We start from the raw sequence: 19488 nt of genomic DNA on the forward strand, positions 1-19488 counted from the left end.
AGCGCTTCGCCCCGCTGAACACCTGGCCGGACAACGCCAACCTGGACAAGGCGCGCCGCCTGCTGTGGCCGGTCAAGCAGAAGTACGGCCAGAAGATCTCCTGGGCCGACCTGCTCGTGCTCGCGGGCAACGTGGCGCTGGAGTCGATGGGCTTCAAGACCTTCGGCTTCGGCTTCGGCCGCGAGGACATCTGGGAGACCGAGGAGGTCTACTGGGGCCCCGAGGACGACTGGCTGGGCGACGAGCGCTACGTCACCGACTCGGAGATGGTGCCCGAGCTCGGCGCCACCGAGATGGGCCTCATCTACGTCAACCCGGAGGGCCCGCGCGGCAGCGCCGACTACATGGCGGCGGCGCACTTCATCCGCGAGACCTTCGGCCGCATGGCGATGAACGACGAGGAGACCGTCGCCCTCATCGCCGGTGGCCACACCTTTGGCAAGACCCACGGCGCCGGCATCGCCGACGACCACGTCGGCCCGGAGCCGGAGGCCGCCCCGCTGGAGGCACAGGGCCTCGGCTGGCTGAGCACCCACGGCAGCGGCAAGGGCCCGGACACGATCACCAGTGGTCTCGAGGTGACGTGGACCGACAAGCCGACCCAGTGGAGCAACCGCTTCTTCGAGATCCTGTTCGGCTACGAGTGGGAGCTCACCACGAGCCCCGGCGGCGCCAAGCAGTACGTGGCGAAGGACGCTCCGGAGATCATCCCGGACCCCTACGACCCGAACAAGAAGTACAAGCCGACCATGCTGACCACGGACCTGGCGCTGCGGTTCGACCCGGTCTACGGCAAGATCTCGCGCCGGTTCCTGGAGAACCCGGACGAGTTCGCGCTGGCGTTCGCCAAGGCCTGGTACAAGCTGCTGCACCGCGACATGGGCCCGATCAGCCGCTACCTCGGCCCGTGGGTGCCCGAGCCGCAGCTGTGGCAGGACCCGGTGCCCGCCGTCGACCACGAGCTCGTGGGCGAGTCCGACATCGCCGCGCTGAAGGCGAAGGTCCTGGAGTCCGGCCTGACCACCCAGCAGCTGGTCACCACCGCGTGGGCGTCGGCGGCGAGCTTCCGCTCCACCGACAAGCGCGGTGGCGCGAACGGCGCCCGCATCCGGCTCGAGCCGCAGCGCAACTGGGAGGTCAACCAGCCCGAGCAGCTCGCGCCGGTGCTGGAGAAGCTCGAGGCCATCCAGCGCGAGTTCAACGAGGCGGGCGGCGCGAAGATCTCGCTGGCCGACCTGATCGTGCTGGCCGGCTCGGCCGCCGTCGAGAAGGCCGCGCGTGACGCGGGCGTCGAGGTGACCGTGCCGTTCCACCCGGGCCGCACCGACGCCAGCCAGGAGCAGACCGACGTCGAGTCGTTCAAGGTGCTGGAGCCGCGCGCCGACGGGTTCCGCAACTACCTGCGGGCCGGGGAGAAGCTCCAGCCGGAGGTCCTGCTGGTCGACCGCGCCTACATGCTGGACCTGACCGCGCCGGAGATGACCGTCCTGGTCGGCGGCCTGCGCTCGCTGGGCGCCAACTACGGCGGCGCCAAGCACGGCGTGCTCACCGACCGGCCGGGCGTGCTCACCAACGACTTCTTCACCAACCTGCTCGCGCCGGGCACCCGGTGGAAGGCGTCGGAGTCGGAGGAGAACGTCTACGAGATCCGCGACGTGGCGACCGACGAGCTGAAGTGGACGGCCACCCCGGTCGACCTGATCTTCGGCTCCAACTCGCAGCTGCGGGCCCTCTCGGAGGTCTACGCCAGCGACGACGCGCGCGAGAAGTTCGTCAACGACTTCGTCGCGGCCTGGACGAAGGTCATGGAACTGGACCGGTTCGACCTGGCCTGATCCGGTCTCCGCGGCGGCGAGCCCGGCTGATCCTCCGCGGATCGGCCGGGCTCGTCCCGTTGTGCCGAGGTTCGCCGGACCGGGCTGGGCGAGGTCGCCCCCCGGCGGCCGGCCCGTCGTCACCTCAAGCGCAGAAGTAGCGGACCGGCGCCCCGGCGCGTCAAGCTGGGGGAGTGACGGACGGGCGGATCCGGCTCGCGGAGGTCCTGGCGGCGTTGTCGATCGCCACGGACCTCGGGCTCGGGCAGCCCGCCGGGCACGCTGCCCGCACCTGCCTGCTCGCGATGCGGCTCGCCCGCGCGCTCGGCGTCGGCGGCGCCGAACTGTCCGATGTCTACTACGTGTCGCTGCTGCGGTACATCGGCTGCACCGCGGACGCGTTCGAGGTGGCGGCGCTGGCCGGCGACGAGATCGGCATCGCCGCGGCGGTGGGCCCGGCCGTGATGGGGGAGCCGGCCGAGGAGGCCGCCGCCGTCGCGCTGCCGGGCGGGAACGCGGCCAAGGCCGTGGTGATGGCGACGCACTGCGAGGCCGCCGAGTTGCTGGCCGGACGGCTGGGGCTCGGCGCCGGGGTGCTCACCGCCCTGCGGCACGCGTTCGAGCGGTGGGACGGCCGGGGCAACCCGGCCGGGCTGGCCGCGGAGGCGGTGCCGCTGCCGGTCCGCGTCGCCGTCGTCGCCCGGGACGCGGAGCTGTGGCACCGGCGGGCCGGGTACGCGGCGACAGCCGAGGTGCTGCGTCACCGTCGCGGCCGCGCCTATGACCCGGCCGTGGTCGACGCGATCCTCGGCGGCGGCGAGCCGATGCTGGCCGGGACCGCCGTGCCCCCGTGGGAGGAGGTCCTGGCGGCCGAACCGGCTCCGGTCCACATCGGAGGCGACCGGCTGGACACCCTGCTGGCGGTGGCCGCCGACTTCGCCGACCTGAAGATCCCCTACGCGCTCGGGCACTCCCGCCAGGTGGCGCGGCTGGCCGAAGCCGCCGCCCGCGACGCGGGACTCGGCGACGAGTGCGCGGTCCGGCTACGGCGCGCGGGGCTGCTGCACGATCTCGGCCGCACCGGCATCAGCAACGTCGTCTGGGACCAGCCCCGGCCGCTGTCGGCCGACGAGTGGGAACGCGTCCGCCTGCACCCCTACCTCACCGAACGCATCCTGGAGCGCACCGCGTTGCTGCGCCCGCTGGCCCGCCTGGCCGGGGCCCACCACGAGCGGCTCGACGGCGGTGGCTACCACCGCGGGAGTCCCGGTTCCGCGCTCGGCATGGCCGAGCGGGTCCTGGCCGCCGCGGACTGCTACCAGGCGATGCTCCAGCAGCGGCCGCACCGGCGGGCGCGAACCCCGGCGGAGGCGGCGCGGGAGCTGGCTGCCGAGGTCGCCGGCGGCCGGCTCGATCCGCGGGCGGCGGCAGCGGTGACGGCGGCGGCCGGGCAGACCTCGGTGCGGCTGCCGTCCCGCTGGCCCGGCGGCCTCACCGACCGGGAGGTGGACGTGCTGCGGCTGGCCTGCCGCGGACTGTCCAAGCCGCAGGTCGCCCAGGCGTTGTGCATTTCGGTCAAGACGGTGGGCCGTCACCTGGAGAACAGCTACGCGAAGATCGGGGTGTCCAGCCGCGCCGGAGCGGCCCTCTACGCCGTGCACCACGGCCTCCTCGGCGAGACCGGGTGAAAGATGGGGCGATCGCCCGAGGCGAAGACCGGGCCGCCCGCGCAGACTTCCCCCATGCGAACCACACTCTGCGATCTGCTCGGCATCGAGGTGCCGATCATCAGCGCCCCGTTCGGCCCGTTCGACTCGGTCGGCCTCGCGGCCGCCGTGTGCGAGGCCGGCGGCCTGGGCAGCCTGGGCACGGCGATCCGGCCACTGCCCGACCTGCGCGAGCAGTGGCGCCGGCTGCGGGAACGCACCGCGCGGCCCTTCGCCATCAACCACACCACCCGGCCCTTCGACGAGGAGGTGTTCGCCGCGAGCCTGCTGGCGCGGCCGTCGGTGATCTCCTTCCACCTGGGCGACCCCGGCGACCTCGTGAAGCGGGCGCACGACGCCGGTTGCGCCTGGGTGCAGCAGGTCATGGACGTCGACCAGGCGCGCCAGGCCCTCGACCGCGGCGCCGACGTGCTGATCGCCCAGGGCACCGAGGCGGGCGGGCACAGCGGCTTCATCGGAACACTGGCGCTGGTCCCGCAGGTGGTGGACGTCGCGGGGGCGGTGCCCGTGGTGGCCGCGGGCGGGATCGCCGACGGCCGCGGCCTGGCCGCGGCGCTCGCGCTCGGCGCGCAGGGTGTGGCGATGGGCACCCGGTTCCTCGCCACCACCGAGATGGCGATCAGTCCCGAGTGGAAGCAGCTGCTCGTCGAGGCCGGCTCCCGCGACGCGGTGCACGAGGACCTGCTCGACGTGCTGCTGCCGCCGTACAACCGGCCGCGCCACCCCGCGCAGGGGCGCCTGCTGCGCACCCCGTTCCTGCGCGAGTGGGCGGACCGGCGGGACGAGCTCCCCGAACGGATCGGCGAGATCGGCCGCGAGGTGGTCACGGCCGTCCTGACCGGGCGGGGTCACGAGTACCTGCCGTTCGCGGGGCAGTCCGTCGGCCTGATCGGGGATGTCCGTCCCGCGGCGCAGGTCGTGCGTGACGTCGTCAGCGAGGCTGAAACGATCCTGTCCGCGCTGGGGCGGGACCGGGCACCGCGGCCGGCCGCGGGAGCGCCCGTCCCGTCCCGGTGACGCGTGCCAGGATCGACGGCCGCATCAGGGCGGACGGCGGGTCCAGGAACGCGCTCACCCGCATGAACTGCGCCGCCACCACCGGATCCTCTTCGGCGGCGGTGAGCACCTTCGCCACGTACCGGTTGACCAGCCGCACGGGCAGCGGTCGCGGCGCCTCGATCTGCGGCAGCGCCAGGTCGCTGCCCACCGACAGCTTCCACGCCACGCCGATCGGTTTCGCCGCGGCGCGGAAGAACCGCCGGGCCAGGTGCCGATCGCCCTGGCGCAGGCAGTCCCGCAGCGCCAGCGCCTCCAGCGCGGCGACGGACATGCCCTGCCCGTAGATCGGGTTGAAGCTGCAGATCGCGTCGCCGAACACGAGCAGGCCGTCCGGGAAGCGGCGAAGCTTGTCGTAGCGGCGCCAGCGGCTCGCCGGGAAGGCGAAGGTGGCCACGTCGGACAGCGGCTCGGCCGTCCGCAGCGCCTCGATCAGGTGCGGGGGCGCGCACTGGGCGGCGAAGTCGACCATGGCGTCGTACCGGGGTGACGGGTGGTCACCGGCGTAACCGGCGACGGTGAACAACCAGGTGTCGTCCTCGTAGGCGAACAGCGCCATGCCGTTGGGCCGCTCCGGGGTGGCGCCGACGACGACCAGCGTCTCCGGGACCGCACCGGGCCGCAGCCGCACCAGGCGGCTGGTGTACCGCAGCTGCACCGGGACTTCGACCTCGGCCGGCCGCCGGTAGCCGAGCTCGGCCAGCCAGGCCGGCGTGCGCGCGCCGCGGCCGAGCGCGTCGACCACCAGGTCCGCGCTCAGAACCTCCTCGGGGCTGCCCGGCGCCCGACGCTGGAGGCGCACGCCGGTGACGCGGTCACCGGCCGCGGTGGCGGTCAGGCCGGTCACGTCGCAGCCGTCGCGAAGGTCAACAGTGGACAGTCGCCGGAGCCGGTTGCGCACGTGGGTCTCGAGGAACGGCCTGCTCGGCTGGTGCATCGGCGGCAGCTCCATCTCCGGCGACAGCCGGTGCCCGCCGGGGGAGAAGTGCAACCGCGAGTAGTCGGTCAGCACCGTGCCGCCGTCGGCGACGAGCTCGCCGAGCAATCCGGGGAACAACTCCTCCACGATCTCCCCGCCGCGCGGCAACAGCGCGTGGACGTGCCGGCCCTGCGGGATGCCGCGCCGGTGCGCCACCGTTTCGCCGAGGTGGTCCCGCTCGACCACCGTCACCCGGTCGTAGGACCCGGCGAGCACGCGGGCCGCGAGCAGCCCGCCCATCCCCGCGCCCAGCACCACCGCGTGCGTCCGCTCCTGCGTCGTCATCGTCCCGCGCCTCCTCCGTCGTCGCCCGTTTCCTCCGGCCAGCGTGACCGGACCGCCGGGGCGATGCATGGAGGAGAGGTGGGGAAAGTGTGGAGACTCCGCGGTGACCGTCGTCCACACCGGACTCGCCGAACTCGCGGGTTTGTTGTCCACGCGGTGCGGCCGCGACCTGGGGGGCGCCCACGGCGAGGGCCGTGGACGGCCCCGTCGTCACCGTCCACGGCCCTCGCCCGCGGTCACTGGTACAGCGCCGCCTGGATCTTGGGGTCGTTGATGTTGCTCTTGTCGTACCAGTAGTACGCCGTGTCGATCCGCTTCGGCAGCTGCTCGCCGTTGATGGCCTTCAGCGAGGCGTCCACCAGCTGCCTGCCCATGTCCACCGGGTCCTGCGTCACGGCGCCCGCCATCAGGCCGCTGTTGATCGCGTCGATCTGGGCCTTCCCGGAGTCGAACCCGACGATCGTCAGGCCCTGCCGCCCGCTCTCCTGCACGCCCTTGATCACGCCGATCGCCGAGCCTTCGTTGGAGGCGTAGATCCCCTTCAGGTCCGGGTTTGCCGCGATGATCGACTTGGTGATGTTGGCCGACTCCAGCTGGTCGCCGCCGCCGTACTGGGGCGCCAGCACCGTGATGCCCGGCGCGTTCTTGGCCATCCAGTCCAGGAATCCGTCCCGCCGGTCCTTGCCGGACAGGCTGGTCTGGTCGTGCACCACGAGCGCGACCTTGCCCTGCCCGCCGATCTGCTCGGCCAGGTGCTTGGCCGCCTCCGCCGCCGCGGCCTTGTTGTCCGTGGCCACCGTCGTGACCGGGATGTCGCTGTCCACACCGGAGTCGAACGCCACCACCGGGACCTTCTGCGCCTTGGCCTGCTGCAGCAGGGGAGCGGCGGCGCGGGAGTCCAGCGCCGCGAACCCGAGCGCCTGCGGCGACTTGGCCAGCTCGTTGGTGAGCATGTTCACCTGCTGCTCGACGTCCTTCTCGGTGGCCGGGCCGACGAACGTCGTGCGCGCGCCCTTCGCGGCGGCCTCGTCCTCCGCGCCCTTCTTCACGGCCTGCCAGAACTGGTGCTGGAAGCCCTTCGACACGATGGCGATGAGCGGCCCGTTCCCGCCACCCGCGGTGCCGCCGCCCTGGCCGCACGCGGTCATCGTCAGCGCCAGCACGGCGCCGGCGACCGCCGCGACGATCTTCTGCGTCCTCATCAAGAACTCCTTTGTTCTCTCAGGCTTCCCGTTTCCGGATCCGGTCGGTGTAGACGGCCACCAGGATCACGCAGCCGAGGATGACGTTCTGCCACTCCTGCGGGATCGACATGATCTGCAGCCCGTTGTTGAGCACCGAGATGATCAGCGCGCCGATCAGGGTGCCGATGATCGACCCCTTGCCGCCGGACAGCGACGTCCCGCCGATCACCACGGCGGCGATGGCCTGGAGCTCGTAGCCCATGCCGGTCGCCGGCTGCGCCGACCCGAGCCGGGCGGAGATCATCACCCCGGCCAGGCCGGTGAACAGCCCGGCGAACGCGTAGATCCCGACCTTCCACTTGCGGACGTCGATGCCGGACAGCGCGGTCGCTTCCTCGTTGCTGCCGATCGAGTAGGTGTAGCGGCCGAGCACCGTCTTGGTCAGCAGCACCCCGGCGATGATCGCGATCGCGGCGAGGATCAGCACCGCGTTCGGCACGTTCGGGATCAGGTTCCCGGCCGAGATCTCGATGTAGCCGGGCGAGTCGCTGAAGTAGATCGGCGTGCTGTTGGACAGCACCAGCGCCAGCCCCTCGGCGACCAGCATCATCGCCAGCGTCGCGATGAACGGCGGGATCTTCAGCAGCGCCACGTTGATCCCGTTGACCAGCCCCATCAGCCCGCCGAACAGGATCGCCAGCGGCACGCCGATCCCCAGCGGCAGCCCCGAGTTCACGATGAACACGCCGGACATCACCGCGCACAACGCCATGCCGGTGCCGATGGACAGGTCGATGCCGCCGGTGATGATGACGAACGTGGTGCCGATCGCGAGCGTCCCGATCACCACCGTGGAGAACAGGATCGCGATGAAGTTGCCGTAGGAGAAGAAGAACGGGCTGACGATCGAGAAGAACGCGTAGATCACGATGAGGCTGGCGAACGCCAGCAGCTGCTGCAGCCTGCTCCTGATCGCGCCGGTGACTCCGCCGGCCCGCTGCCGCTCCGTCACCGGAGCCTTCACCGTGGTCATGACCGACCTGCCTTCTCTTCGGGGGCGAGACCGAGCTCGGCGGCGTCGGCCGGGTTTTCGTCCGGCCGCAGGGTGGCGTAGTGCATGATGTTCTCCTGGGTCGCCTCGGCGGCGTCGAGCACGCGGGTCACGCGGCCCTCGCTCATCACCACGACGCGGTGGGACATGCGCAGGATCTCCGGGAGCTCCGAGGAGATCATGATGATCGACTTGCCCTGCCCGGTGAGTTCCCGCAGCAACTGGTAGATCTCCTCCTTCGCGCCGACGTCGATGCCGCGCGTCGGCTCGTCGAAGATGAGCACGTCGCAGTCCTTGGTCAGCCACTTGGCGATGACGACCTTCTGCTGGTTGCCGCCGGAGAGGTTCTTCGTGGTCTGGTCGAGTGACGGGGTCTTGATGCGCAGCGCGCCGATGTAGCGGCCGGCGGTCGCGCGCAGCGCGCCGTCGCGCACGAACCCGGCCCTGGTGAACTGGTCCCGCAGCGCCGACAACGCGATGTTGGCCTTGACGTCCTGGTCGAGCAGCAGGCCGAACCGCTTGCGGTCCTCCGACAGGTAGCCGATGCCGAGCTTCGCGGCGTCGGCCGGGTTGCCGATGCGGACCGGCTTGCCGTGCAGGGTCACCGTGCCCGCCTCGGTCTTGTCCGCGCCGACCAGCGCCCGCGCCACCTCGGTGCGGCCGGCGCCCATCAGCCCGGCGAAGCCGAGGATCTCGCCCTGCCGCAGGTCGAACGACACGTCCTTGAGCAGGTCCCGGGTGCGCAGGCCGTCGACCCGCAGCACCACCTCGCGGTCCGCGCGCACGCCCTCGGGACGGGCGTCGGTGTCGATGGCCCGGCCCACCATCAGCGCGATGATGTCCGGCGTGGCGGCGGTGGCCATGTCGAGCGTGTCGATGTACTCGCCGTCACGGATCACCGTGACCCGGTCGGCGATGCGCTTGATCTCCTCCATGCGGTGGGAGATGTAGATGACGCCGGTGCCCGGCCGCACGAACCGGCGGATCAGCTCGTGCAGGGTCGCGACCTCGGCGTCGTTCAACGCGGCGGTCGGCTCGTCCATGATCAGCACGCGCGGGTCGTAGGACAGCGCCTTGGCGATCTCCACCATCTGCTGGTTGGCCACGGTCAGCTCGCCGACCACGGCCCGCGGGTCCAGCCGCAGGTGCAGCCGGTCGAGCAGCTCGGCGGCGTCCGCGTTGAGCTTGCGCTCGTCGAGCAGCAGCCGCCCGCGGCGCGGCTCCCGGCCGATGAAGATGTTCTGCGCGACCGTCAGGTGCGGCACCAGGTTGAACTCCTGGTGGATGATGCTGATGCCCAGCTCCAGCGCGTGCCGCGGGCCCGAGGGCTGGTAGGGCTCGCCGCCCAGCCGGAACCGGCCCGCATCGGCGGTGTGGATGCCCGACAGCAGCTTCATCAGCGTGGACTTGCCCGCGCCGTTCTCCCCGACCAGCGCGAGCACCTCGCCGGAGCGCAGCTCCAGCCGCATGTCGTGCAGCGCGCGCACGCCGGGGAAGCTCTTGTCCACGCCTTCGACTTCGAGCAGTGGTTCCGTCATCGTCGCGACCTCGCTCATCGCACCCGCTCCGGCACCCCGTAGACCGCGCTCGCGGTCCCCGACAGCACCCGCGCCCGGTCGGGCGCGGGCAGTTCGCCGATCAGCGCCGACAGGACCTCCCACGCCCGGCCGTACCCGCCGTGCGGGACGGTCATCGGCCAGTCCCCGCCGTACATCAGCCGGTCCGGGCCGAACAGCTCGACCGCCGCCTCCACCGCGGGCCGCGCGGACTGCACGGTCAGCGGCTCGCCGGGCCGCTGCAGCCCGGAGATCTTCGCGACCGTGTTCGGGTGCGCGGCCACCGTTCGCAGCGTCGCCAGCCAGTCGCGGAATTCATCGGGGGCGGCGGGCGGCTTGCCGAGGTGGTCGACCACGATCGTCAGCTCCGGCAGGGCGGCCGCGAGGTCCGCGACCTGGCGGAGGTGCCGCGGCCAGGCGTCGGGGACGTCGAAGGGCAGGCCGCGTTCGGCGAGCAGGGCCAGCGAGCGGCGCACCGCCGGCAGGTCGAGGAAGTCCGCGCGCGGGTCGTCGTGCACCAGGTGCCGCACGCCGCGGAACGCCGGGTGCCGCTGCCGGCGGTCGAGCTGACGGCGGGCGGTGTCCGGGTCGTCGAGGCGGACCCAGCCGACCACGCCGGCGATCCAGTCGTGTTGGCCGGCCTTGGCGAGCATGAACTCGGTGTCGGCCTCGGAGTCCTCGGCCTGCACCAGGATGGCGGTGGCGATCCCGGCGGCGTCCAGCTCCCGCCGCGCCTGTACGGCGGTGAAGGTCCGGTGCAGCGGGCTGCCGGGCGGCAGCCACGCGTAGTCGCTGACCGTGAGGTCCCACAGGTGCAGGTGGGTGTCCACGACGTGCTCGGTCATGTCCGGATCAGCCCCTTGTCCCGCAGGGTGGTCCACAGGTCGGCGGGCACGGCGGCCGCCAGCCGCGCGGCGTTCTGCCGCACCTCCTCCGGGGTGGCCGCGCCGGCGACCACCACGCTCACCGCCGGGTCCCGCAGCGGGAAGTGCAGCGCGGCGGTGGGCAGGTCGACGCCGAACTCGGCGCAGATCCCGGCGATCTCCCGTGCGGTGTCGACAACGTCCGGTGGAGCGGTGGCGTACTCGTAGCGGCCCGACGGCTCGGGCGTGGCGAGCAGACCCGAGTTGAACACGCTCGCGACCGCCACGCCGATCGAGCGGGCGTGGCACTCGGGCAGCACGTCGTCCAGCGCGGACTGGTCGAGCAACGTGAACCGGCCGGCGACCATCAGCAGGTCGACGACTCCGGTTCGGGCGGACGCGGCGAGCGCGGCCACCGATTTCGAGCCGACGCCGATCGCCTGGACGGCGCCCTCGTCGCGCAGGGCGGCGAGCGCGGGCAGGCCGGACGCCAGCGCCGGTCCGAGGTCGTGCTCCTCCGGATCGTGCAGGTAGAGGATGTCGACGGAGTCCAGTCCGAGGCGGGTCAGCGAGTCGTCGAGGCTGCGCCGCACCCCGTCGGCGGAGAAGTCCCACACCCGGCGGTGGCCGGCGGGCACGGCGAAGTGGTTCGCCTCGTCGAGGCGGTTCGCGCCGTCCGGATCGGGCACCAGTAGCCGGCCGGCCTTGGTGGACACCACGAACTCGGCGCGCGGCTTGCCGGCGAGGAAGGCGCCCAGCCGGCGTTCGGACAGGCCGAGGCCGTAGTGCGGGGCGGTGTCGAAGTGCCGGATCCCGCTGTCCCACGCGGCTTCCAGCACCGCGTGCGCCTGCTCGTCGCTCATCGGCGCGTACAGGTTGCCCAGGTTCGCAGCGCCGAGCGCGAACGGGCCCGGAACCTCAGCCATGGGCGTACTCCTGCAGAGATGCCGCGTGCATCTCGGTGCCCGCGCCCGGGGCCTTCGGCGCGAAGTAACGTCCACTGTGGACGTCGACCGGGGTGACGAAGTGCTCGTGCAGGTGGTCGACGAACTCGATCATCCGGTCCTCGGTGGTGCCGGACACCGCGACGAAGTCGAACATCGCCAGGTGCTGCACCGCCTCGCACAGGCCGACCCCGCCCGCGTGCGGGCAGACCCGGACGCCGAACTTGGCGGCCAGCAACAGGATCGCGATGTTCTCGTTGACCCCGGCCACGCGGGTGGCGTCGAGCTGCAGCACCGACAGCGCCTTGGCCTGCAGCAGTTGTTTGAACAGCACCCGGTTGGCGCCGTGCTCGCCGGTGGCGACCGGGATCGGCGCGACCGCCTTGGCGATGGCGGCGTGGCCGAGGATGTCGTCCGGGCTGGTGGGCTCCTCGATCCAGGCGAGGTCGAACGGGCGCAGCCGCTCGACCCAGGCGATCGCGTCGCCGACGTCCCAGCGCTGGTTGGCGTCCACCGCGATCCGCACGTCCGGGCCGCACACCTCGCGCGCGATCCGCAGGCGGCGCAGGTCCTCGTCGAGGTCGGCGCCCACCTTGAGCTTGATCTGGCGGAAGCCGTCGTCCACCGCTTCCCGGCACAGGCGCGCGAGCTTGTCGTCGTCGTAGCCCAGCCAGCCGGGGGTGGTGGTGTAGGCGGGGTAGCCCTCGCTGAGCAGCCGCGCTTCCCGCTCGGCGCGGCCGGGCTGGGCCGCGCGGAGGATCTCCAGCGCCTCGTCGCGGGTCAGCGCGTCGGTCAGGTACCGGAAGTCGACGAGGTCGACGATCTCCTCCGGGGTGAGCGAGGACAGCAGCTGCCACAACGGTTTGCCCTCCCGTTTGGCACGCAGGTCCCACAGCGCGTTGACGGCCGCGCCGATGGCCATGTGCATGATCCCCTTCTCGGGGCCGAGCCAGCGCAGCTGCGAATCGTGGACCAGTTCCCGCCACAACCCGCCCAGGTCCGCGAGCGTGGTTTCCACGTCGCGGCCGAGGAGGTGGCCCTCCAGCGCGCGCAGCGCGGCTACCTGGACGTCGTTGCCGCGGCCGATCGTGAAGACGAAACCGTGGCCCTCCAACCCGTCGCCGGCGTCGGTGACCAGCCGCAGGTAGGCGGCCGAGTAGTCGGGGTCCGGGTTCATCGCGTCGGAACCGTCGAGCGTCTGCGACGTCGGGAACCGGACGTCGTGCGTGTGCAGGGCGACGATGCGTGCCACGGACCCACTCCCTTGTACGCCTCGGTGACGACGCCGACGATAGAGATCCGATGTCTGCGCCGTCAAGGCTCGCGCGTGGCGGGAAGGGTGGCCTAGGATCTTGGCGAGCTCGATGAAGAGACCCGACCAATACCGTGAGGAAGTGAACCGTGCACCTCGTCCGCCTCGGTCCCGCCGGCCAGGAACGACCCGCCGTCGTCGCCGGCGGCACGACCTACGACCTGACCGGGCTGACGGCCGACATCGACGGCGCGTTCCTCGCCGGGGGCGGGATCGCGGCGGTCCGGGCCGCGTTGGAGGCCGGCGAGCTGCCGGAACTGCCGGACGCGGACGCCCTGCGGGTGGGCGCGCCGATCGCGCGGCCCGGCGCGATCATCTGCATCGGGATGAACTACGCCGAGCACGCCGCCGAGTCGGGCTCGGCGCCGCCGGACGTGCCGATCATGTTCCTCAAGACGCCGAACACGCTCGCCGGGCCGCACGACCCGGTGACGATCCCGCCCGGCAGCGAGCGCACGGACTGGGAGGTCGAGCTCGGCGTCGTCATCGGCAAGCGGGCGCTGTACCTCGACTCGCCGTCGCAGAGCCTCGCGCACGTCGCCGGTTTCGTGCTCGGCAACGACGTCTCCGAGCGGCAGTACCAGCTCGTCGATTCCGGCGGGCAGTGGAGCAAGGGCAAGTGCGCGCCCGGGTTCAACCCGCTCGGGCCGTGGCTGGTGACGCCGGACGAAGTGGACCACACCGGGCTGCGGTTGCGCAGCTGGGTCAACGGCGAGCCGCGCCAGGACTCCACGACCGCGGACATGATCTTCGGGGTCGAGCACCTGGTGTGGCACCTGAGCCGGTACCTGGCGCTGGAACCGGGTGACGTGATCATGACCGGCACGCCGCAGGGCGTCGCGCTGTCGGGGAAGTACCCGTACCTGCGGCCGGGCGACGTGGTGGAGCTGGAGATCGAGGGCCTGGGCAGGCAGCGGCAGGAGTTCGTCGCGGCGGAGGTGGCGTGATGGGCGAGTTCGACGGGCTCATCGCCGCGGTCACCGGGGGCGCGTCGGGAATCGGCGCGGCGATCGTGGCGGCGCTGCGGGAGCGCGGCGCGCGGGTGGCGGCGCTGGACCTGACCGAGGTCGAAGACGGCGTGCGGGTCGACGTGAGTGACGACGAGTCGGTGCGGCAGGGGATTTCCGCGGTGGTGGACCGGTTCGGCGGGCTGGACATCGTGGTGAACAACGCGGGCATCGGGGCGCAGGGCACGGTCGCCGACAACGACGACGCCGAGTGGCTGCGGGTGCTGGACGTGAACCTGCTCGGGATGGTGCGGGTGAGCCGGGCGGCGCTGCCGCACCTGCGCCGGTCCCGCGCCGCGGCGATCGTGAACGTCGGCTCGATCGCGGCGACGGCCGGGCTGCCGCAGCGGGCGTTGTACAGCGCGTCGAAGGGCGCGGTGGCGGCGTTGACGCGGGCGATGGCCGCCGACCACCTGCGGGAGGGGATCCGGGTCAACTGCGTGCACCCGGGCACGGCCGACACGCCGTGGATCGGGCGGCTGCTGGAGCGGGCGGCGGACCCCGAGGCGGAGCGCGCGGCGCTGGAGGCGAGGCAACCCCACGGGCGGCTCGTGTCCCCGGCGGAGGTCGCGCACGCGGTGGTCTACCTGGCGAGCCCGCTGGCGACGTCCACGGCCGGGGTGGGCCTGGCCGTGGACGGCGGGATGCAGGACCTGCGGCTGCGGCCGCGTTGAACGGCTTTTCCCGGAAACGGCGTACAAGGCCCCTCGGTCGGCGCTAGTCTCCCCTTGTCCGGATTCCGCTGGGGGAGGGGAGTTCCGTGGACCTGGTTGTGGACGCGCCGGAGCTGCGCAGGTACGCCACGAGCGTGCTCGGTGGCGAGGGCGCCGGTGGCGGGGTGGTCGATTACCTGCGGGACGGTCATGCCCTGCTGCGCGACGTCGCGATCGAGGCGGAGCAGGGTGTCCTGCAGGGCGGGTGGGGCAAGACCGGGCAGTTCCAGGAGGGGCTGCTGCGGTTCGCCCGCGAATTCGCCGCGAAGGTGACGGAGTTCGTCAACGAGGAAGGCGATTTCATCGCGTTCCTCGACGGGCTGCGTGAGCGGATGCTCGCCTCCGCGGACGCCTACGAAGGAGTCGAGGCGCAGAACGTCCAATCGCTGAGTTCGATAGCCAAGGCGCTGAATCCGGAGTAGGGGGACGACATGGCGCAGCGGTGGTACTCCGAGGACGCCGGTGGTCCGGTCGCCGATCTCGACCCGGTGTTCCGCGACGGTTACGCCCCGGCCTTGCACGGCATGCTCAAGGCGCTGAGCGTGGTCGACCCGCAGGGGCCGCCCTGGGGACCGGTGTGGGCGCACACCGAGGACCTGCTGGAGCAGTCGACGGAACTGCGCTCGACGGACAACAACCTGGGGCCCTCGTTCAACTACCGCGTCGCTCCCGGGGTCACCCTCTACCCGATCATGCAGGGTTCGGTGCACGGCGATGGCAGCCGGGACCTCAGCGTCGAGGAGTTCTTCAGCCACGCGGAGATCCTCAGCGGTCAGGACGTCGGCAAGGTGAAGGGCAACGCCGGCCGCGACCCCGCCGCGCTCGCGCTGCAGGACGGCGGCTGGATCGAGCGGGCGGGCAGCGCGCTGGAGAACACCCGGGCGTCCGGCCGATCGCTGTCCGAGTACGGCCGCTTGGAAACCCTGCAGGTGGGCAACGGGTGGTGGGCCGCGCACTGGAGCGGGCCGCCGGGCTCGGTGCCGCACGAGGCGCAGGCGCGGTGCTCGACGATCAACGAGTGGTACGACCACTTCCGCGCCTCCGCGCTTACCGTGCTGGCCGAGTCGCTCACCCGGTTCGGCGCGATCATCCACGGCGCGCGGTTCAACCTGAACAGCCTGATGGGCTCGTGCGTGGAGCAGCTCGAGAAGTTCGACGCGCAGGGCGAGGTGAGCCCGGGCCTGTCGACCGGGTGGAAGACCTACCGGGGGATCGTCGACCTCGCGACCGCCGGCCCGATGGCCCCGTTCACGATCACCGACAAGATGATCGAGGTGCTCCAGGCCAACGGCACGGAGAACCTGGACGGCGGCGGGTTCTACGGCACCCTCTACAGCTTCCTGCAGAAGGCAAACGCCCTGATGCACCGCACGGTGGACGAGGTCGACACCCTGTTCAGGGAGATGATCGCGAAGTTCGTCATCGCCGATGCCGACCTGCACGCCCCGTCCTGGACGGGACCCGCGCCGGGGATCGCCTGAGCTGGTCCCCGGCCGCTACTCGACCAGGGTCTGGCGCAGCCACTGCTCCACGCCGGCGATGTGGACCGTCGCGGCGGCGCGGGCCACGTCGGGCTGCCGGGCGGCCAGCGCGTGCAGGATGGCGCGGTGCTCGGCGAGGGTCCGCTCCGCCACGCCCTCCTGCGTGATACCCCGCCACGTCCGCGCCCGCTGCGTGCGCCCGGACAGGCTTTCCAGCAGCGAGGCCAGCACGGAGTTCCCGCAGCCGCCGGCGATGCGGCGGTGGAACTCCAGGTCGTTCTCCACCAGCTGGTCCACCGTGGGCCGGTCGCCGAGCGAGTCGAGCAGCTTCGCGAGGTCCTCGAGGTCGGAGTCGGGCATGTGCCGCGCGGCCATCTCGGTCACGGCGGGCTCGATGACGCGGCGCGCCTCCAGGAACTGCAGCACGGTGTCGTCGCGGTGGAAGTCCACCACGAACCCCATCGCGTCCATCAGCAGCGACGGCTCCAGGCTCGTCACGTACGTCCCGTCGCCGCGGCGCACGTCCAGCACGTGGATCAGCGACAGCGCGCGCACCGCCTCGCGCAGCGAGTTGCGCGACAGGCCGAGCCGGTCGGCGAGGTCGGCCTCCCTGGGCAGGCGGTCGCCGGGGCGCAGCTCGCCGTCCACGATCATCTGCTTGATCGCCTCGATGGCGTCGTCGGTGACGGACATGCCGCTCAGCGTTCCTTCCCGGCCAGCTGCCCGGCGAGGCTCCACACCAGCGGCAGCCCGTCATCGGCGCCGGAGTAGTCGTCCGGCGTGGCGTGCAGCGGCCCGACGGTCTCCTGCCAGCGGACGTTCGCCGGGTGGTCGCGCAGCGCGTGCCGCATCCGCCGGTAGTCCTCGACCTCGACGAGGTGCAACAGGTGCGTGCCGTCGCGCCAGATCCGCCAGTTCCGGACGCCACTGCCGACCAGCGCGGCCGCCACATCGGAGGGGATGGACCGGTGCACGGCCTCGTAGTCCAGCTCCGAGCCCGGCTTCAGCTCCGTGTGCAGCGCGATCTCCGGCATACCCGCTCCTTGTCCACGACGTAGAGGCAGGATACATCGGATCTTTCGCGGATCAGTGCAGAATGTTCACGGCCCGCGCGACGACCAGCACCACCAGCACGAGGGACACCACCGACTGGGCCAGCATCGTGAGCTTCGCCCACGGCCTCAGCGGCAGCACGTCGGTCGGGCTGAACGCGGTCGCGTTGGTGAAGGCCAGGTACAGGTAGTCCACATAGGCCGGTTCCCAGTCGCGCGGTGCCAGCCCGGGGCTGGTCATCTGCGGGAACAGCAGGTCCGGGTACTCCTGGGTGCCTGCCGCCCGCGCGGCCGGGCCGCCGCGGTCGAACTCCCAGTACCACAGCGAGAACACCACGACGTTGGTGAGGTACACGCCCGCCCCGGCGGCGAGCAGCGGGCCCGCCTGGTCGCCGATCGAGCCGTCGAGGATGTGGCCGACCAGCAGCACCGCCGAGCCGGCGTTGCCCGCGCTCACCACCAGCAGTAGGGACAACGCCACCTTGCGCGCGTGCCGGTGGTCCCCGGCCGCGCGGCCGGGGCCGAGCGCCACCAGTGTCAGCAACAGCAGCGCCGACAACCCGGGCAGCAGCCAGTCCGGCTGGATCACCAGGCGGTCGGGCAGGAGCACCTGGACGCCGATCACCGCGCCGATCGTGACCGCGGCAGGCCACCGGTGCGCCCCCGCGGTGGCGCGCCGCCACGCCGGCAGCTCACCGCTGTCGTGCGAACTCATGCGCGGATCATCCCCCACCGGCCGCGGTGGTTCCGGTTCAGCTCTCCAGTTCGGGCAGCTGCTGCGGCAGGCCGATCAGCGGCGCGAGCGGGTCGCCCGCCTCGGCGACGCGGTCGAGGACGGTGCGGACGGTCCAGCGGTCCGGGCGCAGGCCGGGGTCGTCGAGCTCGTCCCAGGTGATGGGGACCGAGACCGGCGCGCCGGGGGCCGGGCGCGGGCTGAACGGGGCGACCAGGGTCTTGTTGATCGCGTTCTGGGTGTAGTCGAGGCGGGCGAGACCGCCGCGCTCGTTCTTGTACCACCGCCAGCTGACCAGGTCCGGCAACACGCGGCCGACGACCCGGGACAGCGTCTCGACCCAGTTGCGGGTGTCGGTGAAGGTGTAGCCGGGGGCGACCGGCACCCAGATCTGGATGCCGCGCTGCCCGGTGACCTTGGGCATGCCGCGCAGGTCCAGGTGGTCCAGCGCGGTGCGGTAGAGGCGGGCGAGTTCGACGATGTCGTCGAAGCCGGTGGTGGTGCCCGGGTCGATGTCGATCAGCGCCCAGGTGGGCTGGTGCACGTCGGGCAGCCGCGAGGTCCACGGGTGCAGCTCGACGCCGCCGAAGTTAACCATCCACACCAGGGCGGGCACGCTGTCCAGCACCGCGTAGCACTGGGTCTCGCCGGGGTCGGCTTCGGTGTTGTGCCAGCGGTTGAGCCACTCCGGGGCGTGGCTCGGCACCTCCTTGTGCCAGAAGCCGGGCCGGTCCACGCCGTCGGGGTAGCGGTGCGCGTTGACCGGACGGCCGGCGAGGTAGGGCAGCATGAACGGGGCGATCCGAGCGCTGTAGCGGATGAGGTCCCGTTTCGTCACCGGCGGTTCGCCGCCCGCGCCGGGGAACAGCACCTTGTCCAGGTTGGTGAGCTTGAGGCGGCGCCCCGCGATCGTCCAGGTGCCCGACTTGCCCATCTCGTCCAGCGCGGCGAGCTCCTCGTCCGATGGGGGAGTCCACTGTGGAGCCAGCGGCACCTCGGCCTCGGCGGCGGGCACGCCGCTGCGCCACATCGCCTCCGGCGCGGCGGCGACCTCGTCGTTGGTGCGGCCGGACTTGACCGACCGGGGCAGCTCCTCGGGGTCCCAGCCCGGCCGGGCGTCGTCGTCGTGCTTGTGGATCAGCAGCCACTGCTCCTTGCCCCGGCGTTCCGTGCGGACCAGGGCGAACCGGCCGGCGAGCTTCTCCCCACGCAGGTCGAAGTGCAGCTCGCCGTCGTCGATCGCCCGGGCCGGGTCGGCGCCGTCGGCGGGCTCCCAGGTGCCCCGGTCCCACACGATGACGTCGCCGCCGCCGTACTGGCCCTTCGGGATGACGCCTTCGAAGTCGGCGTATTCGAGCGGGTGGTCCTCGACGTGCACGGCGAGCTGACGCACCCCGGGGTCCAGCGTCGGCCCCTTCGGCACCGCCCAGCTCGCGAGCACGCCGTCGACCTCCAGGCGGAAGTCGTAGTGGAGCCGCCGGGCGCGGTGCCGCTGCACGACGAACCGCCGCCCGGCCGCGCCGCCCGCCGCGGCCCCGGCGGGCTCCCCGGTGACCGAGAAGTCCCGCTTGGCCCGGTACGAGGCGAGCCGGTCGGTCTTCCGTCGGGCAGGGCTCACGTCAGGTGAGTACCCAGGCCGGGGCGCGCCCATGCTCCGGCGCCCCGGGCTGCGCCTCAGGTACGTCAAGCGGGCGCGGCAAGGCCGCCGTCTTCTGAGGCCGGGTCGTGCAT

Annotated in this window: 18 protein-coding genes; 7 read left to right on the forward strand and 11 right to left on the reverse strand. The window is 72.2% G+C overall.

Annotation, left to right across the window (positions count from 1 at the left end; genetic code table 11):
* The 3 genes from katG to ABZ215_RS30100 form a co-directional block, all read left to right on the forward strand.
* Nucleotides 1-1835, forward strand: a 1835-nt coding sequence (gene katG, locus ABZ215_RS30090; protein ID WP_354953389.1) for a catalase/peroxidase HPI, incomplete at its 5' end; no start/stop codon positions are given.
* Nucleotides 1836-2008: 173 nt separating this feature from the next.
* Nucleotides 2009-3502 (forward strand): HD domain-containing phosphohydrolase, encoded by a 1494-nt coding sequence (locus ABZ215_RS30095; protein WP_354710433.1) that lies wholly within the window; start codon nucleotides 2009-2011, stop codon nucleotides 3500-3502.
* A gap of 54 nt (nucleotides 3503-3556) precedes the next feature.
* The gene (locus tag ABZ215_RS30100) at nucleotides 3557-4558 is read left to right on the forward strand and encodes a nitronate monooxygenase (protein ID WP_354953391.1); all 1002 of its coding nucleotides are present in this window, start codon (nucleotides 3557-3559) and stop codon (nucleotides 4556-4558) included.
* Here the strand turns inward: ABZ215_RS30100 and ABZ215_RS30105 are convergent.
* From ABZ215_RS30105 to ABZ215_RS30135, 7 genes are all read right to left on the reverse strand, one after another.
* Nucleotides 4473-5861 carry a 2-polyprenyl-6-methoxyphenol hydroxylase-like oxidoreductase gene (locus ABZ215_RS30105; protein WP_354953393.1) on the reverse strand — a complete coding sequence of 463 codons (1389 nt, stop codon included), beginning with the start codon at nucleotides 5859-5861 and terminating at the stop codon, nucleotides 4473-4475. The genes ABZ215_RS30100 and ABZ215_RS30105 overlap by 86 nt on opposite strands.
* Before the next feature lie 236 nt (nucleotides 5862-6097).
* Nucleotides 6098-7063: an ABC transporter substrate-binding protein gene (locus ABZ215_RS30110; protein WP_354953395.1), complete on the reverse strand. Its 966-nt coding sequence runs from the start codon at nucleotides 7061-7063 to the stop codon at nucleotides 6098-6100.
* 19 nt (nucleotides 7064-7082) lie between these two features.
* A complete protein-coding gene (locus ABZ215_RS30115) occupies nucleotides 7083-8078 on the reverse strand; it encodes an ABC transporter permease (protein ID WP_237335029.1) in 996 nt (331 codons plus the stop codon).
* Complete coding sequence (locus ABZ215_RS30120; protein ID WP_354953397.1) at nucleotides 8075-9652, reverse strand: sugar ABC transporter ATP-binding protein; 1578 nt, start codon at nucleotides 9650-9652, stop codon at nucleotides 8075-8077. The genes ABZ215_RS30115 and ABZ215_RS30120 overlap by 4 nt, the downstream gene beginning before the upstream one ends.
* Nucleotides 9649-10497, reverse strand: a complete 849-nt coding sequence (locus ABZ215_RS30125) for an amidohydrolase family protein (RefSeq protein ID WP_354953399.1) — start codon at nucleotides 10495-10497, stop codon at nucleotides 9649-9651. The genes ABZ215_RS30120 and ABZ215_RS30125 overlap by 4 nt, the downstream gene beginning before the upstream one ends.
* Entirely contained in the window at nucleotides 10494-11441 is a 948-nt protein-coding gene (locus ABZ215_RS30130; RefSeq protein WP_354953401.1) for an aldo/keto reductase, read from the reverse strand. The genes ABZ215_RS30125 and ABZ215_RS30130 overlap by 4 nt, the downstream gene beginning before the upstream one ends.
* Nucleotides 11434-12711 carry an L-fuconate dehydratase gene (locus ABZ215_RS30135; protein WP_354953403.1) on the reverse strand — a complete coding sequence of 426 codons (1278 nt, stop codon included), beginning with the start codon at nucleotides 12709-12711 and terminating at the stop codon, nucleotides 11434-11436. Before ABZ215_RS30135 ends, ABZ215_RS30130 begins: the two co-directional genes overlap by 8 nt.
* Nucleotides 12712-12860: 149 nt before the next feature.
* On the opposite strand from ABZ215_RS30135, the gene ABZ215_RS30140 reads away from it, so the two are divergent.
* The 4 genes from ABZ215_RS30140 (at nucleotide 12861) to ABZ215_RS30155 (ending at nucleotide 15972) form a co-directional block, all read left to right on the forward strand.
* A complete protein-coding gene (locus ABZ215_RS30140; protein WP_237335024.1) occupies nucleotides 12861-13718 on the forward strand; it encodes a fumarylacetoacetate hydrolase family protein in 858 nt (285 codons plus the stop codon).
* Nucleotides 13718-14452 carry an SDR family oxidoreductase gene (locus tag ABZ215_RS30145; RefSeq protein WP_354953405.1) on the forward strand — a complete coding sequence of 245 codons (735 nt, stop codon included), beginning with the start codon at nucleotides 13718-13720 and terminating at the stop codon, nucleotides 14450-14452. Before ABZ215_RS30140 ends, ABZ215_RS30145 begins: the two co-directional genes overlap by 1 nt.
* An 86-nt stretch (nucleotides 14453-14538) precedes the next feature.
* Nucleotides 14539-14913 (forward strand): hypothetical protein, encoded by a 375-nt coding sequence (locus ABZ215_RS30150; protein WP_020419171.1) that lies wholly within the window; start codon nucleotides 14539-14541, stop codon nucleotides 14911-14913.
* Nucleotides 14914-14922: 9 nt separating this feature from the next.
* Nucleotides 14923-15972 (forward strand): hypothetical protein, encoded by a 1050-nt coding sequence (locus tag ABZ215_RS30155; RefSeq protein ID WP_354953407.1) that lies wholly within the window; start codon nucleotides 14923-14925, stop codon nucleotides 15970-15972.
* Nucleotides 15973-15987: 15 nt separating this feature from the next.
* Here ABZ215_RS30155 and ABZ215_RS30160 read toward each other — a convergent pair whose 3' ends face one another.
* The 4 genes from ABZ215_RS30160 to ABZ215_RS30175 are packed head-to-tail and all read right to left on the reverse strand — an operon-like array spanning nucleotide 15988 to nucleotide 19375.
* Nucleotides 15988-16665 (reverse strand): FadR/GntR family transcriptional regulator, encoded by a 678-nt coding sequence (locus ABZ215_RS30160; RefSeq protein WP_020419175.1) that lies wholly within the window; start codon nucleotides 16663-16665, stop codon nucleotides 15988-15990.
* A gap of 5 nt (nucleotides 16666-16670) precedes the next feature.
* Nucleotides 16671-17006 (reverse strand): L-rhamnose mutarotase, encoded by a 336-nt coding sequence (locus ABZ215_RS30165; protein ID WP_354953409.1) that lies wholly within the window; start codon nucleotides 17004-17006, stop codon nucleotides 16671-16673.
* Nucleotides 17007-17058: 52 nt separating this feature from the next.
* Nucleotides 17059-17739 carry a DUF1345 domain-containing protein gene (locus ABZ215_RS30170; protein ID WP_020419177.1) on the reverse strand — a complete coding sequence of 227 codons (681 nt, stop codon included), beginning with the start codon at nucleotides 17737-17739 and terminating at the stop codon, nucleotides 17059-17061.
* A gap of 37 nt (nucleotides 17740-17776) precedes the next feature.
* Complete coding sequence (locus ABZ215_RS30175; protein WP_354953411.1) at nucleotides 17777-19375, reverse strand: DNA polymerase ligase N-terminal domain-containing protein; 1599 nt, start codon at nucleotides 19373-19375, stop codon at nucleotides 17777-17779.
* Nucleotides 19376-19488 lie beyond the last annotated feature (113 nt).

Source organism: Amycolatopsis sp. NPDC006131 (genome assembly GCF_040614175.1).
GTDB classification, from domain to species: Bacteria; Actinomycetota; Actinomycetes; order Mycobacteriales; family Pseudonocardiaceae; genus Amycolatopsis_E; species Amycolatopsis_E tucumanensis.